Consider the following 14904-nt stretch of genomic DNA (forward strand, 5'->3'; position numbering starts at 1 on the left):
TTAATAATCAGCCTAAAATGCAGGTAAACTTGAAGTTGGCAGCTAGTCTTTGCTACTCAATAGATTGTTATTAATGACAATCACTCAATCAACATACCATTCTATTTGATATAAATCGCCTGATATAGAGGCAAACTATTTTTACTTCACACTTTTACTGCTGATGAATAGCTGGAGTAAATTTGCTTTACTGAAATAAAATTTAAATTATTGTTTCATAAATTTTTTTGCCGAATGAAATTTATTTGATAAAAAAAGAATATTTGTGAACAACATCACGTCGACTTTTAAATTTTTGCCATTTTTAAAAAAAGTTGGCAGTGACGTTAAAGTGTCAAAGCAACACCCACCCTAGACTAACTTGAGCATCTAAAAGAGATGTTGATCTTGAGCAGCAGTTAGATAAAAAGTGGTGGTAAGATGAAAAATAGAGTGATTGGTTTAAAAAATTATCTGGCTTATGGCGCCGGTGATTTTTTAGGAGCGGGTACTACGGCATTAACGGCGGTATGGTTGTTATATTTTTATACCAATTTTTGTGGGTTAACGCCGATTGAAGCGACATTTATTTTTGCAGCAGCAAGAGTACTTGATGCGGTTATTAGCCCATTAATGGGGTATTTAACCGATAACTTTGGGCGCACACGTTTAGGACAACGTTTTGGACGGCGTAAATTCTTTATTTTACTCGGTATTCCACTTATTTTTAGTTATAGCGTAATGTGGGCGCCGGGTATGAATTATCTCTATTATTTATTCACTTATCTCTTTTTTGATATGGTTTATACCATGGTGCTGGTGCCTTATGAAACCCTTGTGCCAGAGATGACCGATGATTTTAAACAAAAAACTAAGTTTTCAGGGGCAAGAATTTCAATGGCGCAGTTATCTGCCATTTTAGCCGGTTTCTTGCCGGGAGTTTTACTCAATTACTTTGGTAAAGATAATGCAATATCCTTCTTTTATGCCAGCTTAGTGTTTTCTATTCTATGCTCATTTGCGCTTTGCATGGTGTACTTGTTTACCTGGGAAAGACCAACAGCGCTTAAATCCAAAGAAGCGTTGCAAGCCGAACAAGAGGCCGCCTCCTTGTCTTTTAAAGAAAGTATTTCCCATTTAGTTATTGAACTGCTATCCACTTTCAAAATAAAAATATTTAGGCAGCATCTCGGGATGTATTTGGGTGGCTATATTGCTCAAGACGTCTTTAATGCTGTGTTTACTTATTATGTCATTTTTGTGCTATTACAAGAGCCGACCGTTGCCTCTACGCTAATTGGGACAATGTCCATTACGCAGTTTATTGCCGTGCTGTGTATGATGCCGTTGTGTATTAAATATGGCCCTGCGCCAGCTTATCGTGGTGTCGTGGCTATTTTTGGTATGAGTTGCTTAGCTTATGGGATTATTTGGTATTACAACTTAAGTCATATTCATACACTGTTAATTACCGTTTCAGCTATTGCAGGATTAGGGCGTGGCGGGATTAATTATGTTCCTTGGAATATCTATACCTATATTTCTGATGTCGATGAAATCATCACCGGTAAGCGTCGAGAAGGTATCTTTGCTGGTGTAATGACATTTACCCGTAAAGCCTCGCAGGCTGGCGCAGTGATGTTAATTGGTGTCTGTTTACAGTGGTCTGGTTTCGTCAGTGGGCAAAACCAACAGCCGCCAGCGGTATCGCAAACCATTTTATTGTTATTAGTAGCCGGGACTATCTTGGTTTTAACACTTGGCTTTTTAATTTCTTTGAAATTTAAATTGAATCTAAAAACTCACAAAATATTAATTGATGAAATTAACAATATCAAAGGTATTGGCTCTGAGAGTGAAAAAAGAGTCAGTGATGAAGGTAAGCCGGTAGTTGAAATGTTAACGGGTATGCCTGTCACTAAGCTTTGGGGCAATAATAATATTGGTTATAAACGTAAATAGCGTTATTGGTTTTTATATGAGTTTGATTAGAGGTAAACAAAACATGCAGATATTTCCTGTAAAACATAGCAAATTACTGTGTAAGCCCGAACATTTAATTGCTCGAGCTGATTTAGAAAAGTTGATTAAAAAGATTGTGAATAATCTGATTAATATTAAAGATGAGACAGGTGAATTTCTTCTTCGCTTAGATGACGGTCGAGTGATTGACACTAAAGGGTGGAATGGCTGGGAGTGGACGCATGGCATTGGTCTTTATGGTATGTACCAATTTTACCAACAAACCGGCGATAAATCGACACTTGCTATTATTGATGACTGGTTTAAACAGCGTTTATCCGAAGGGACTCCAACGAAGAACGTCAATACCGTGTGTCCATTTTTAACCTTAGCTTATCGTTATCAAGAGACGCAAAATCCGGTATTTTTACCTTATTTAGAGTGTTGGGCAGATTGGGTTATGTATCAAATGCCTCGGACTAAGTTTGGTGGCTTGCAACATATTGTTTATAACAGTGAAAATCATCAACAACTTTGGGATGACACTTTGATGATGAGCGTGTTGCCAATTGCCAAAATTGGCAAACTGCTTAATAAACCTGAATATATTCAAGAAGCAATCTATCAAATATTAATCCATGTTCAATATTTAATGGATCGTCAAACAGGGCTTTGGTTTCATGGTTGGAGTTTTGAAGGTAACCATAACTTTGCAAAAGCAAGGTGGGCAAGGGGTAACAGTTGGCTAACTATTGTTATTCCGGAATTTATTGAGCTACTCGATCTGACTATTGATGATCCTGTTCGAAGATTATTAATTGAGGTGTTAAATGCTCAAGTAGAAGCACTCGCTAAATACCAAGATGAAAGTGGCTTATGGCATACAATTATTGATGATCCTAATTCCTATTTAGAAACATCGGCGACAGCTGGTTTTGCTTATGGAATATTAAAATCGATCAGGAAACGCTATATCGCTGATGACTATAAGCTCATGGCAGAAAAAGCCATTAAAGGTGTCATGGCAAATATCAATGATGAAGGTACATTATTAAATGTTTCGTTTGGTACCGCCATGGGTCATAATTTGGATTATTATAAAAATATTCCACTAACTTCAATGCCATATGGGCAATCAATGGCAATTTTATGTTTGACTGAATATTTAAGGGTTTTTATTTAGTTTTAACAATATTGATTAGCATTAGGCTTATTATTATTTTTAGGTATAATTAGGGGGATGAGCAAGCAACATTGCCAGCCATATCAAATCATAGTAAAGGTACTGTATGACTAATCAATTAACATGGAATGATGTCATTGGATCGGAAAAAGAGAAGCCTTATTTTAAACAAATAATGCAATTTGTGGCATCACAGCGAGCTGAGGGAAAAGTTATCTATCCCCCTCAGCATGATGTTTTTAATGCTTTTCGTTTTACGCCATTTAGTGATATCAAAGTGGTGATTTTAGGACAAGATCCTTATCACGGCCCAAATCAAGCACACGGTTTATCATTTTCTGTGTTACCCGGAATTAAACCGCCTCCATCGCTATTAAACATCTATAAAGAACTTTCAATTGATATAGCAGGGTTTCAAATTCCGTCGCATGGCTATTTAGGCTATTGGGCAACCCAAGGGGTGTTGCTATTAAATAATGTATTAACTGTTCAAGCCGGGCAAGCGCATTCCCATGCCAAAATAGGCTGGGAAACATTTACTGATCATGTTATTGCGGCGGTTGATGAATACCTCGACGGGGTAGTATTTTTGTTATGGGGATCGCCTGCGCAAAAGAAAGGTCAATTTATCAATCGTCAAAAGCATCATGTTTTAACAGCTGTTCACCCTTCACCATTATCCGCACATCGTGGCTTTTTTGGGTGTCAGCATTTTTCGAAAGCCAATAGTTTGATTATCCAACAAGGAAAAACGCCGATAGATTGGCAACCAAGGTTACCGGAACAAAATAATGGGTAGTAATAAAAAACGTCGAACTGGCTTGCAGGAAATAGCTAATTTAATTGGGATAAGTAAAATGACGGTAAGCCGTTACTTGCGTGATCCCAATCTTGTTTCTAAACCACTTCAATCTCAAATTTCAGCAGCGATAGACCAACTTGGCTATATTCCCAATAAAGCGCCGGATATGTTATCGAATGCTAAAAGTTATGCTATTGGTGTGTTATTACCGTCATTAACCAATCAAGTTTTTGCGGATGTGTTAAAAGGCATTGAGATCGAGACCGATAAGTATGGTTATCAAACCATGATTGCCCATACCGGGTATAGCCCGGAAAAAGAAGAAATGCGCTTACGTTCATTACTGGCTTACAATGTTGACGGGTTAATCTTAACTGAACGAACACATACCCCCGCAACCCTTAAAATGATTGAAATATCGGGCGTTCCTGTGGTTGAAATTATGGATAGTGTTTCCCCTTGTATTGATATGGCGGTTGGTATTGATAATTTTCAAGTCGCCAAAAATATGATTGAGCGTATGATTAACAAAGGTCATAAGCATATTGCTTATTTTAGTGCTCGTCAGGATGATCGCAGTCTTATCCGTCAGCAAGGTTATGAACAGGCGATGAACGATGCCGGATTGGTTGCGAAAACTTTTGCCACGAAACAATCTTCTTCTTACTCTTTAGGTAAACAACTGCTTCATCAAGCTTTGCAACAATATCCTCAAATCGACGGCGTATTTAGTACCAACGATGATTTGGCGCTAGGTGTACTGTTTGAGTGTCAACGCCTTAATATTGATGTGCCAAACCAGATTGCGGTGGCAGGTTTTCATGGGCATGACGTTGGTCAAGTGGTTACCCCAAAATTGGCATCAGTTTCAACACCAAGAATTGAAATGGGACAAAAATCGGCACAAATGTTATTAAAGTCGATAAATGGTGAAACCATTTGTGAAAAAGTTGTTGATTTCCCTGTTCAATATTTAGACGGTGAAAGTATTTGATTATCGTAAATTGCACGAGTTAATGTTCTAAATCAAGCCTATTAATCTGGTTGATAATAGCAATTTAGTCAGTTTTTACTTATCAATAAATGAGCTGTTGCTTAAGAAATATCAGTTTATATAAACTGCGCTTCATATGTTGCCTTTGCTTAATGATCCTAATGAAAAAAAAGCGAAAACAAAAATAAAACTATCGGTTTTTTTATCTGTTTTTGCTTATCTAACAGAGCGTTATGTTTTAAATAGGCATATTCAATTCGGGTTTTCATAAAGTGATAACTATGTTAGAATTATCGCTCAGTGGTTATTTATAACGACTAACAGATTATAAAAGATAACACTGAGGCTCCCATGAAAATTGTTGAAGTAAAACACCCTCTTGTACGCCATAAAATTGGCTTAATGCGCGAACACGATATTAGTACTAAAGACTTTCGCGATCTTGCCAGTGAAGTTGGCAGCTTATTAACTTATGAAGCAACCGCTGATTTACCGACCGAAACTGTTACTATCGAAGGTTGGTGTGGTCCTGTTCAAGTTGAACAAATCAAAGGTAAAAAAATTACGGTAGTACCTATCTTACGAGCAGGTTTAGGTATGATGGATGGCGTTCTTGAGCATATACCAAGTGCCCGGATTAGCGTTGTTGGTTTTTACCGTAACGAAGAAACCCTTGAACCTGTACCCTATTTTCAAAAATTAACATCAGATATTGAAGAGCGAATGGCTTTAGTTGTCGATCCAATGTTGGCAACAGGTGGATCTATGGTTGCGACCATTGATTTGCTCAAAAAAGCGGGCTGTAAAAATATTAAAGTTTTAGTTTTAGTTGCTGCACCGGAAGGTATTAAAGTGCTTGAGCAAGCGCATCCGGATGTTGAGCTTTATACTGCTTCAATTGATGAACGATTGAATGAGAAGGGCTACATTTTACCCGGACTTGGTGATGCCGGCGATAAAATATTCGGCACCAAATAAAATCTCAAATTTTAGACCGGTTTTAACCGGTTTTTTTATGCCTACTATTTGATTATAAATAGAGATGATTAACATTAAGTTGAATAAGAGAGGACAATGTGTCTAAAATTACAACAGACAATATCGATAATGATGCATCACAACTTAAACACTCGTGGCAAGATATTTTTACCGGGGCCCAAATGCTATTTGTTGCATTTGGTGCATTAGTACTTGTACCACTTTTAACCGGATTAAATACCAATGTTGCTTTATTCACAGCTGGAGTGGGGACGTTATTATTTCAACTCACCACCAAAGGAAAAGTACCGGTATTTTTAGCTTCATCATTTGCTTTTATCGCACCGATTTCTTTTGGCGTAGCACAGTGGGGTATACCTGCAACATTGGGTGGACTGGTTGCTGCCGGTTTTGTGTTTATGTTTTTTGCCTTTCTGGTGAAAATTAACGGTAAGCACGTTATTGATCGTATTTTACCGCCAGTGGTTACCGGACCAATTATTATGGTTATCGGTCTATCGCTTGCACCAGTTGCAGTAAAAATGGCAATGGGTACCGACAGCGGAATACCAGCGGAAAGCTATCAGTTAATTTTGATTTCAATGGCGTCACTATTAACCACCTTAATTGTGGCAATTTGGGCCAAAGGCTTTTTTAGATTAGTGCCGATTATTGCCGGTATTGTTGTGGGGTATGCTTTGTCGTGTGTAATGGGGATTGTCAATTTTCAACCCATTATTGATGCCCCATGGTTTAAAGTGCCGGATTTCACCTTTCCGGAATTTCACTGGCAAGCTATCTTATATATGATCCCAATTGTTATTGCACCAACGATTGAGCATGTGGGTGATATTATGGCCATTAGTGCCGTAACCGGAAAAGATTATACCCGAGAACCGGGATTGCAAAGAACGTTGCTTGGTGATGGATTAGCAACCTCAAGTGCCGGCTTCTTCGGTGGTCCGCCTTGTATCACTTATGCCGAAGTTATTGGCGCTGTCACGTTAACCCGTAATTTTAAAACACGAGTAATGACTTGGGCGGCAATTTGGGCGATTTTCATGTCATTTGTTGGTAAGATCGGCGCTTTTTTAAGTACAATTCCAACTGTTGTAATGGGGGGGATTATGGTACTTTTATTCGGTTCGATTGCATCAGTAGGCATAAATATATTGATTAAACATAAGGTCGATCTTTCGATATCACGCAATATGTGCATTGTTTCATTAGTCCTTGTGTTTGGTATTGGTGGAATGATCTTTGATTTTGGATCTTATGCGCTACAAGGTATTAGCTTATGTGGAATTTTAGCCATTGTACTAAATTTAATCTTACCTCATAAGTCAACCGACTAATAAATCGTGGCTAATCATTAAATTGATGAATAGCTAAAAAATGTCACTTCTTTTTTCAAAACATTGTGGCACGGGATTTTTAAAGTTTAAAATCCCGTCTTGCAATGTTGCCCCGCATTAATAATCCGACCTTAAGTGATGGACAGGTTTTACAGCAAAAAAGTTGATAAGCCGGGTTTTTGAAGCTCAACATCCTACTCAAATTTCATACAATGACTAAAACCGTTAATTTTATAAACTAAGATTGGATTTTTTTAATCAAAAAATATGTTTTTTTAAAGTTTTTAAAGAGGATTTTAATTAAAGCAGTGTTTATTCGATCATTGTTTGATTTTTCTGCGATTTTCTTTACTAAAGTTAACTGTTTTCTATGGAAAAAGGGATTGCATCGTATTTTTCCAGTCACTATACTTTTATAGCATTTTAGTTGGATAACTAAAATCAAGTAATAAATCATAATTATAATTGACAGGATAGTCGAACATGTTTCGTAATTTTCAAAAAATAGCCTTTAATTCAAATTCACATAATTCAAACTCTCAACATATCGTTTTTCACTCCAGTTCATTAATAAAACAAAATTTAAGATCTCTTCGTCGATTCTCTTACGGTTCAAGATTATCTCAGCAGATTTTTTTAGGTGTGGCGATTTTGTTTTCGACTTCTTTTTCCGCCCATGCATTAACCTCTAAAACGTCGAACCCTATTGAGGGTAGCGCGCCGTATTTAACTTTTGACGGAGGTCACACTCGCGCAGTTGATACCGATGGTCTACTCGGAATTACGTTATCCAACGGCGTGCAGTACACGCCTTCAACCAATACTTCATCCACAACTCCAATCGAGTTGCCTGTGATAGGTCAGAGTTTTGCTGATATAAACATGTTAATGCCAACTGATACCAATGAAGTTGAATTGAGTGCATTGATTGGTTCGCCTTATTATTATTGGGGGGATGATGATGGTGATGGTGATATAACTGCTACCGGTAGTTTAAGTTTGTCTATTGTGGATAAATATGACCAAGCGGTATCACGTAATACAGTACCGGAAATTTGTAAGGCACCTTATCAAGTTAAATTAACTAACACTGATAGCACATTAGCTACACGTTATGGCATTCCACAAGGTAGTACTTTCAGTGCAAATGATGTTACTTATTATGTTAATCCTAAGACGGGGCCTGCGGTTTGTTTTGCCAAGCCTAGCTTGAAATATGGTGTAAGTGCTTATGCTGGCCCAGCTACGATGTGGGATCCGAATAATGGCTTTCTTCCTCAGTCATCTTATGATTTAAACTTTCCTACCGTTGGTGGTAACAATTTGTACTTTGATTTAGCTATTAGTGGTAATAATCAGGTATTATCGTGGTCTCCAGTTTCACATGGTGGTATCACAGCTACTATGACCAATTCTACAAGTACAGGGGTTCGTGTTACATTAACAGGCCCAGTTGCATCCCAATCTCAGTGGGGTTTAAATAATCCCGGTCCTGTTGCTAAACCTACTTTACCTCAGACATTCGAGTTAGTTGGCCGTGATAGTGATGGTAATGCTGTGGTCAAGTATGGGTTTGTCTTAAAGCAGTGGTTCGTCGGTCGTGGTAATGGTTTTTATGTTCATCCGAATACAGTTGCGTGGTGTAATAATATAGGTTATCGGATTCCTAAGGTAAAAGATCTAACCAATGCATCTTGCCAGCGTCACAATGCAGCTGTTAGCTGCGAAGGCTCAGTCGGTGCAACCCCTCCTTCACCGAGTAACGTTTACCAGCGTCACATTGGTGCAGGTTTCTTTACTGAGTGGGGTACTATGCGCAGCTATCCTGAGACTGATTTTACTCCCCACTGGTACTGGACTGGTGACTCAATTGGTATTACCTACCACTTTATTGTGTTCGGGGACGAGGGTACTATAGATTGGGGCGTCTACGATGAAGAGAAAGAAGACTACAACAAAAGCAAAGGGCTTTGCGTCTGGCCTTAATTCTAATTTCTTAGGATTGGAGAATAGAGAGTAGCAGAAATAGCGTTAAGTTGTTAAAGGCTAGTTGACTCGATGAGTCAACGTAGCCTTGCAATAAAGAAGCATTTTTGTGACCTAGCCCCGCATGAAAAACCCACCTTACTAGGGTGGGTTATTTTTTTAGCGTTTTACATAAAAAGTTAAGCAGCGAGGTTTTTGGCAATAAAAAACTCACTTATGTTTTTATAAGTGAGTTTTAAGTCAGTCGCAACTATTTAATTGGACGCATTGTTGGGAATAAAATGACGTCTCGAATTGTATGGCTATTGGTAAATAGCATTACGGTTCTATCAATCCCAATTCCTAGCCCTGCTGTCGGCGGTAAACCATGTTCTAATGCAGTGATATAATCTTCATCATAGAACATAGCTTCATCGTCACCGGCATCTTTTTGCGATACTTGATCAGCAAAACGTTGTGCTTGGTCTTCGGCATCGTTAAGTTCTGAGAAGCCATTACCAATTTCACGACCACCAATAAAGAACTCGAATCGGTCTGTCACAAATGGGTTTTCATCGTTTCGACGAGCTAGTGGTGAGACTTCTGCCGGGTATTCGGTGATAAATGTTGGTTGAATCAGATTAGCTTCGGCAACTTCTTCAAAAATTTCAGTCACAACTCGACCAAGCCCCCAGCCTTTTTCCACTTTGATTCCCACGGCTTTTGCAATCGCACAGGCTTTATCAAAATCATCTAAATCCGCATTATTGGTTTCTGGTCGATAATGACAAATCGCTTCACGCATGGTCATTTTGATAAATGGTTTACCAAAATCAAAAGTGTGTTCACCGTATTGTACAACTGCATCACCGGTTACCGCGATAGCTAAGCGACGGAATAGTGCTTCGGTTAATACAATCAGATCTTTATAATCGGCATACGCCATATACATTTCCATCATGGTAAATTCCGGATTATGTCTTGGCGAAACCCCTTCGTTACGGAAGTTACGGTTAATTTCAAACACACGCTCAAAGCCACCGACGACCAAACGTTTTAAGTAGAGTTCTGGTGCGATTCGTAAGTACATATCTAAATCGAGGGCGTTATGATGCGTAATAAAAGGTTTAGCTGATGCCCCACCAGGAATCACTTGCATCATTGGGGTTTCAACTTCCATAAAGTGGTTTTCTAACATGAAGTTACGGATTTCAGTTACCACTTTTGAGCGAGCGATAAAGGTATTTCTTGATTCTTCATTAGTGATAAGATCCAAATAACGTTGACGATAACGCATCTCTTGATCCGCAAGGCCATGAAATTTATCCGGTAATGGTCGTAGCGCTTTGGTTAATAAACGAATCTCTTCACAGTGAATCGAAAGCTCCCCTGTTTTGGTTTTAAATAGATAACCTTTAGCACCAACAATATCGCCTAAATCCCATTTTTTGAACTGCTCGTTATAATAGTTTTCAGGTAAATCATCTCGGGTCACATAAAGTTGGATTTGTCCCGCAACATCTTGTAAAGAAACAAAAGAAGCTTTACCCATAATACGGCGCATCATCATACGGCCGGCAACGGTAACGGTAATTTTATTTTCAATTAATTCTTCGTTGGTTTTATCGTCATACAATTTATGAAGATCACTTGAAATAGCATCACGACGAAAATCATTTGGGAAAGCAATACCTTGCTGGCGAATATTTGCTAGCTTTTCACGACGGATAGCTAGTTCGTTATTTAACTCTTCAATATGGTTTTGTTGCTCTTGCTGTGTTGACATAATTTTACCTTTTATTTATAACCAAGCGGTTTATAAACCTGCTTTTAAGCTTTCTTCAATAAATTGATCTAAATCACCGTCTAAAACGGCCTGAGTGTTACGCGTTTCAACGCCGGTACGCAAATCTTTAATTCTTGAGTCATCAAGCACATAAGAACGAATTTGACTGCCCCAACCGATATCAGATTTGTTTTCTTCCATCTGCTGTTTTTCAGCGTTTTTCTTTTGCATCTCAAGTTCGTACAGTTTTGCTTTTAACTGTTTCATGGCCTGATCTTTATTACTATGCTGAGAACGGTTATTTTGACACTGCGTCACAATTCCCGTCGGCACATGCGTGATTCGAACAGCTGATTCCGTTTTATTGACATGTTGTCCGCCGGCGCCGGATGCTCGGTAAACATCAATACGAAGATCAGCGGGGTTAATATCGATATCAATATTATCATCAATTTCCGGATAGACAAAAACCGATGCAAATGATGTATGACGGCGATTACCTGAATCAAATGGGCTTTTACGAACTAAACGATGTACGCCGGTTTCGGTACGTAACCAACCATAAGCATAGTCACCCGATACTTTGATTGTCGCAGATTTAATGCCGGCAACATCACCGTCAGAAACTTCCATAACCTCAGTTGTAAATCCTTTCGATTCAGCCCAACGTAAGTACATTCTCAGTAACATTTCAGCCCAATCTTGCGCTTCAGTACCACCAGACCCCGACTGTATATCTAAATAACAATCGGCACTGTCATAATCACCGGAGAACATACGGCGAAACTCAAGTCCGGCCAGTTTCTTTTCTAACTGTTCAAGCTCAGTATTAGCCTCATCGAAAGTTTCTTGGTCTTCGGCTTCAATAGCAAGTTCAAGTAAACCTTCGACATCGTCAAGACCTTGGGTTAATGAGTTGATAGTATTTATGATTTCTTCAAGTGTGACTCGTTCTTTACCTAACGCTTGTGCTTTTTCGGGATCTGCCCAAACTTCGGACTGTTCTAATTCGGCGTTGACTTCTTCAAGCCGCTCTTTCTTGAGATCATAGTCAAAGATACCCCCGAATCACGTTTGTGCGCTCGGTAAGTTCGGCTATTTTGGATTTTATCGGATTAATTTCAAACATGTGTTAATTTGTTCGGTTTTCTGATATTTAAATAATCGCCCATTGTAGCGGATTTAAGTATATTTTAGCAATTGCCAATTTGTTATCGGGTCAATGCAATGAGCTTAATTAAGAAAAAAATGACGCTTAAAGCGTCATTGATCAAACAGGAGGGTATGAAGTTTAAAAAGTCTATTTTTTAGCTTGAGCGTATAACTCAGCAACTTTGTCCCAGTTAATGACATTCCAAAATGCACCGATATAATCAACACGACGATTTTGGTATTTCAAATAGTAAGCGTGTTCCCACACATCTAAAGTTAAAATTGGCGTACCTGAAACACCTGAAAATTTTTCGCCCATTACCGGTGAATCTTGATTTGCAGTAGAGACAACTTCTAGTTTGCCATTTTGCAATACTAACCAAGCCCAACCAGAACCAAAACGAGTGGCAGCGGCGTTTGAAAATTTCTCTTTAAATGCATCAACTGAACCAAAATCTTTCTCAATCGCTGCTTTTAGTTCGCCTTTAAGTTCAGTACCAACTTTGAGTAGTTCCCAAAATAGGGTGTGATTAACATGACCACCCACGTTGTTTTTAATTCCAGTCAGTTTGTCTGCTGGTACTTTGTCTAAATTTTGAAGTAAAGTTTCAGGGCATAAATCTTTGAGTTCGGCCGGTAAAGATTCTAAAAGTGCGTTAGCATTGTTGACATAAGTTTGATGATGTTTGTCATGGTGAAGATGCATCGTTTCTGAATCGATATACGGTTCTAATGCGTCATAAGCATAAGGAAGTGGTGGTAATGTATAGGCCATGAGGATACTCCTTTCAAAATTAGATTTTAGTTATTGCTTTAATTAATTGAGTATACGGTTAAATTGTTTTACTCACAATCTATTGTTTAGATAGTTAATGACTATTTAATAATTAATCAATTTATACCAATTTAGCGTTTAATATTAATGAGTGTCATGATTGGTTAGGCGTGGGATAGACATCATAATAGCATCATTTTCGCTGACTAATTTTACTTCCTGATAATAAGCTATTAAGTTTTTCAATGTTAAACGGAGATTGGTCATTTTGTTATATTGCAAATACATATCTATATCTTTTAGCTGTCTGAATAAAACCGGATGATGTTTTTTATGCAAGTAGCAATATGAACGATTATTAAGATCGGCGACACTAAATGACTTGCGATTTTTCCACCAATGAAATTTACGTTTTAAGGTAAAATACTTTTACCTAATTTTAGCCTCAAATTACGCCGTTTTTCTGGCTTATCTACTTGATCATTTCGCCTAACTACAATTATTACAATGAACAATCAACCTCTTAATTTGAGGTTGATGATAGGTAAAGTTGGGTAAGTTTATCTAAGAAAACAAAGAGTTTATAATTCATCTTACTGTAATCATGACTGCGTAATTTATCTTCGGTATCAACAAAACGATATTTAGCGGCTTGATTAAGATCATTTTGCGAGTGGGCAATCAACTTTTCAACCACTTCATGGGTTAACTCCATATGACATTGAAAACCATACACCAATTTGCCATAAGCAATAATTTGTCGTGGACAGCCTTCACTATAAGCAATGATTTTGGCATCTTGAGTTAAACCCGGCATATCATTGTGCCAGTGGCCGACCGCCAAACTATCACCGAAATGAGAAAAAAGCGGATTTCTTTTGCCTGCTTCGGTCAACGTAATTGGGAATTTGCCAATCTCTTTTTCCGGACTATGCTCGAAATATGCACCTAAGGCTTCACCAATTAGTTGCGAGCCAAGACAGACACCGATGACTATTTTTTGTAATTTAATTGCCGTAGATATGACGGCCTGCTCGGCTAATGAGTCAAAATGCGGGCACTCTTTTTTTGTCGTTGCTGGCGATTGTGGTCCGCCCATGATAATCAACATATCAATCTTATCTATCTTATCGGGAAGCGGCTGACCAAGATAAACACGAGAATAACTAATGGTGTGTTGATGCATTTTTGCCCATTGCTCATATGCGCCAGGTGCTTCGAAATCTTCGTGGATGATAAAGTGCACATGCATTGGTAAATCTCCTTTAATCTTATCGATCTGTGTCCTACTCTATATTGAATATGGACAATTAAGCGCGATGTTTATTATGAATCTTTTATTAAGAAATACAATAGTGAAGATTTGGCGTATTATGCGGGAGCTGGGGAGATATTTGGTATAAAAATCTGCTTTAACAGGTTTCAGAATTCCTAAAATTGGCTCCAGCGAGAGATTTTATGGTTTTAGCGCAATGATGTAGAAAAATGACATATTGTAAAAAATAATTGGGTAGATATTGAATATCATTATATTATTGGAAGAAAAGAATATGAAAAAAGTAATATTTATGAAGGGTATTCTTGGATTAAATTCACAATTCAATCTATCAAATAAGATTATAAATGGATGACAAAATGAAATTATTAAAGATGTTAATAATACTATTACTATTAATTAAATGTTTTACCCAAATTCTTATTTGCAAGGATGATCCTACTGTCTTTTTGGCGCTAAAATTAAATCCTCTTTCTGAAAACTATAGTTATATTAATGATTTAAGTTACAATAGTTATTATGTTTTGTTTTCTGATGAAAATGAAATGATAGGACAAAATATCATTGATATGATTTATAAGATTCCTTTAATTCTTTATATTTCAGTTTTACTTATACTGTTTTTTTTAAAACGTAAAAATACAAAAGAGAAAACCCTATGAAGCAATTTTTACCACATATTACTTTTTGGGGTTTG

Annotated in this window: 12 protein-coding genes; 8 read left to right on the top strand and 4 right to left on the bottom strand. The window is 37.7% G+C overall.

What is annotated here, in order from left to right; translation table 11 throughout:
• Positions 1-420 precede the first annotated feature (420 nt).
• The 7 genes from GYM74_RS00395 (at position 421) to GYM74_RS00425 (ending at position 9239) form a co-directional block, all read left to right on the top strand.
• Positions 421-1941 (top strand): MFS transporter, encoded by a 1521-nt coding sequence (locus GYM74_RS00395; protein ID WP_220218553.1) that lies wholly within the window; start codon positions 421-423, stop codon positions 1939-1941.
• A 43-nt stretch (positions 1942-1984) separates the two neighbouring features.
• On the top strand, positions 1985-3124 hold the full coding sequence (locus GYM74_RS00400; RefSeq protein WP_220218554.1) for a glycoside hydrolase family 105 protein: 1140 nt from the start codon (positions 1985-1987) through the stop codon (positions 3122-3124).
• A 106-nt stretch (positions 3125-3230) separates the two neighbouring features.
• Complete coding sequence (gene ung / locus GYM74_RS00405; protein ID WP_220218555.1) at positions 3231-3923, top strand: uracil-DNA glycosylase; 693 nt, start codon at positions 3231-3233, stop codon at positions 3921-3923.
• A complete protein-coding gene (gene gntR, locus GYM74_RS00410) occupies positions 3916-4920 on the top strand; it encodes a gluconate operon transcriptional repressor GntR (protein WP_220218556.1) in 1005 nt (334 codons plus the stop codon). Before ung ends, gntR begins: the two co-directional genes overlap by 8 nt.
• Before the next feature lie 351 nt (positions 4921-5271).
• Positions 5272-5898: a uracil phosphoribosyltransferase gene (gene upp, locus GYM74_RS00415; protein WP_220218557.1), complete on the top strand. Its 627-nt coding sequence runs from the start codon at positions 5272-5274 to the stop codon at positions 5896-5898.
• Positions 5899-6005: 107 nt separating this feature from the next.
• Positions 6006-7253: a uracil-xanthine permease family protein gene (locus tag GYM74_RS00420; protein ID WP_370634038.1), complete on the top strand. Its 1248-nt coding sequence runs from the start codon at positions 6006-6008 to the stop codon at positions 7251-7253.
• Between the two features lie 852 nt (positions 7254-8105).
• Positions 8106-9239 carry a hypothetical protein gene (locus tag GYM74_RS00425; protein ID WP_220218559.1) on the top strand — a complete coding sequence of 378 codons (1134 nt, stop codon included), beginning with the start codon at positions 8106-8108 and terminating at the stop codon, positions 9237-9239.
• A 250-nt stretch (positions 9240-9489) separates the two neighbouring features.
• Here GYM74_RS00425 and lysS read toward each other — a convergent pair whose 3' ends face one another.
• From lysS to GYM74_RS00445, 4 genes are all read right to left on the bottom strand, one after another.
• The gene (gene lysS / locus GYM74_RS00430; RefSeq protein ID WP_267336486.1) at positions 9490-11004 is read right to left on the bottom strand and encodes a lysine--tRNA ligase; all 1515 of its coding nucleotides are present in this window, start codon (positions 11002-11004) and stop codon (positions 9490-9492) included.
• Positions 11005-11034: 30 nt separating this feature from the next.
• Positions 11035-12133 (bottom strand): peptide chain release factor 2 gene (gene prfB / locus GYM74_RS00435; protein WP_370634030.1). Its coding sequence is split into 2 segments (ribosomal slippage): positions 11035-12057 and positions 12059-12133, totalling 1098 coding nucleotides; the frame shifts between segments, so codons are not numbered across the junction.
• 171 nt (positions 12134-12304) lie between these two features.
• Entirely contained in the window at positions 12305-12931 is a 627-nt protein-coding gene (locus tag GYM74_RS00440) for a Fe-Mn family superoxide dismutase (RefSeq protein WP_220218560.1), read from the bottom strand.
• A gap of 523 nt (positions 12932-13454) precedes the next feature.
• Positions 13455-14183 (bottom strand): type 1 glutamine amidotransferase, encoded by a 729-nt coding sequence (locus tag GYM74_RS00445; RefSeq protein WP_220218561.1) that lies wholly within the window; start codon positions 14181-14183, stop codon positions 13455-13457.
• 383 nt (positions 14184-14566) lie between these two features.
• Here GYM74_RS00445 and GYM74_RS00450 point away from each other — a divergent pair, with 383 nt between their 5' ends.
• Positions 14567-14869, top strand: coding sequence for a hypothetical protein (locus GYM74_RS00450; RefSeq protein WP_220218562.1), 303 nt, complete (start codon positions 14567-14569; stop codon positions 14867-14869).
• The last annotated feature ends 35 nt before the right edge of the window (positions 14870-14904 follow it).

Origin of the sequence: Gilliamella sp. ESL0405, assembly GCF_019469205.1 — a bacterium.
Classification (GTDB): domain Bacteria; phylum Pseudomonadota; class Gammaproteobacteria; order Enterobacterales; family Orbaceae; genus Gilliamella.

Excerpts from the sequence above, each read along its gene's own strand:
- GYM74_RS00450 (WP_220218562.1), top strand. The coding sequence starts at position 14,567 with ATGAAATTATTAAAGATGTTAATAATACTATTACTATTAATTAAATGT.
- lysS (WP_267336486.1), bottom strand. The coding sequence starts at position 11,004 with ATGTCAACACAGCAAGAGCAACAAAACCATATTGAAGAGTTAAATAAC.
- gntR (WP_220218556.1), top strand. The coding sequence starts at position 3,916 with ATGGGTAGTAATAAAAAACGTCGAACTGGCTTGCAGGAAATAGCTAAT.
- GYM74_RS00400 (WP_220218554.1), top strand. The coding sequence starts at position 1,985 with ATGCAGATATTTCCTGTAAAACATAGCAAATTACTGTGTAAGCCCGAA.
- upp (WP_220218557.1), top strand. The coding sequence starts at position 5,272 with ATGAAAATTGTTGAAGTAAAACACCCTCTTGTACGCCATAAAATTGGC.
- GYM74_RS00440 (WP_220218560.1), bottom strand. The coding sequence starts at position 12,931 with ATGGCCTATACATTACCACCACTTCCTTATGCTTATGACGCATTAGAA.
- ung (WP_220218555.1), top strand. The coding sequence starts at position 3,231 with ATGACTAATCAATTAACATGGAATGATGTCATTGGATCGGAAAAAGAG.
- GYM74_RS00395 (WP_220218553.1), top strand. The coding sequence starts at position 421 with ATGAAAAATAGAGTGATTGGTTTAAAAAATTATCTGGCTTATGGCGCC.
- GYM74_RS00445 (WP_220218561.1), bottom strand. The coding sequence starts at position 14,183 with ATGCATGTGCACTTTATCATCCACGAAGATTTCGAAGCACCTGGCGCA.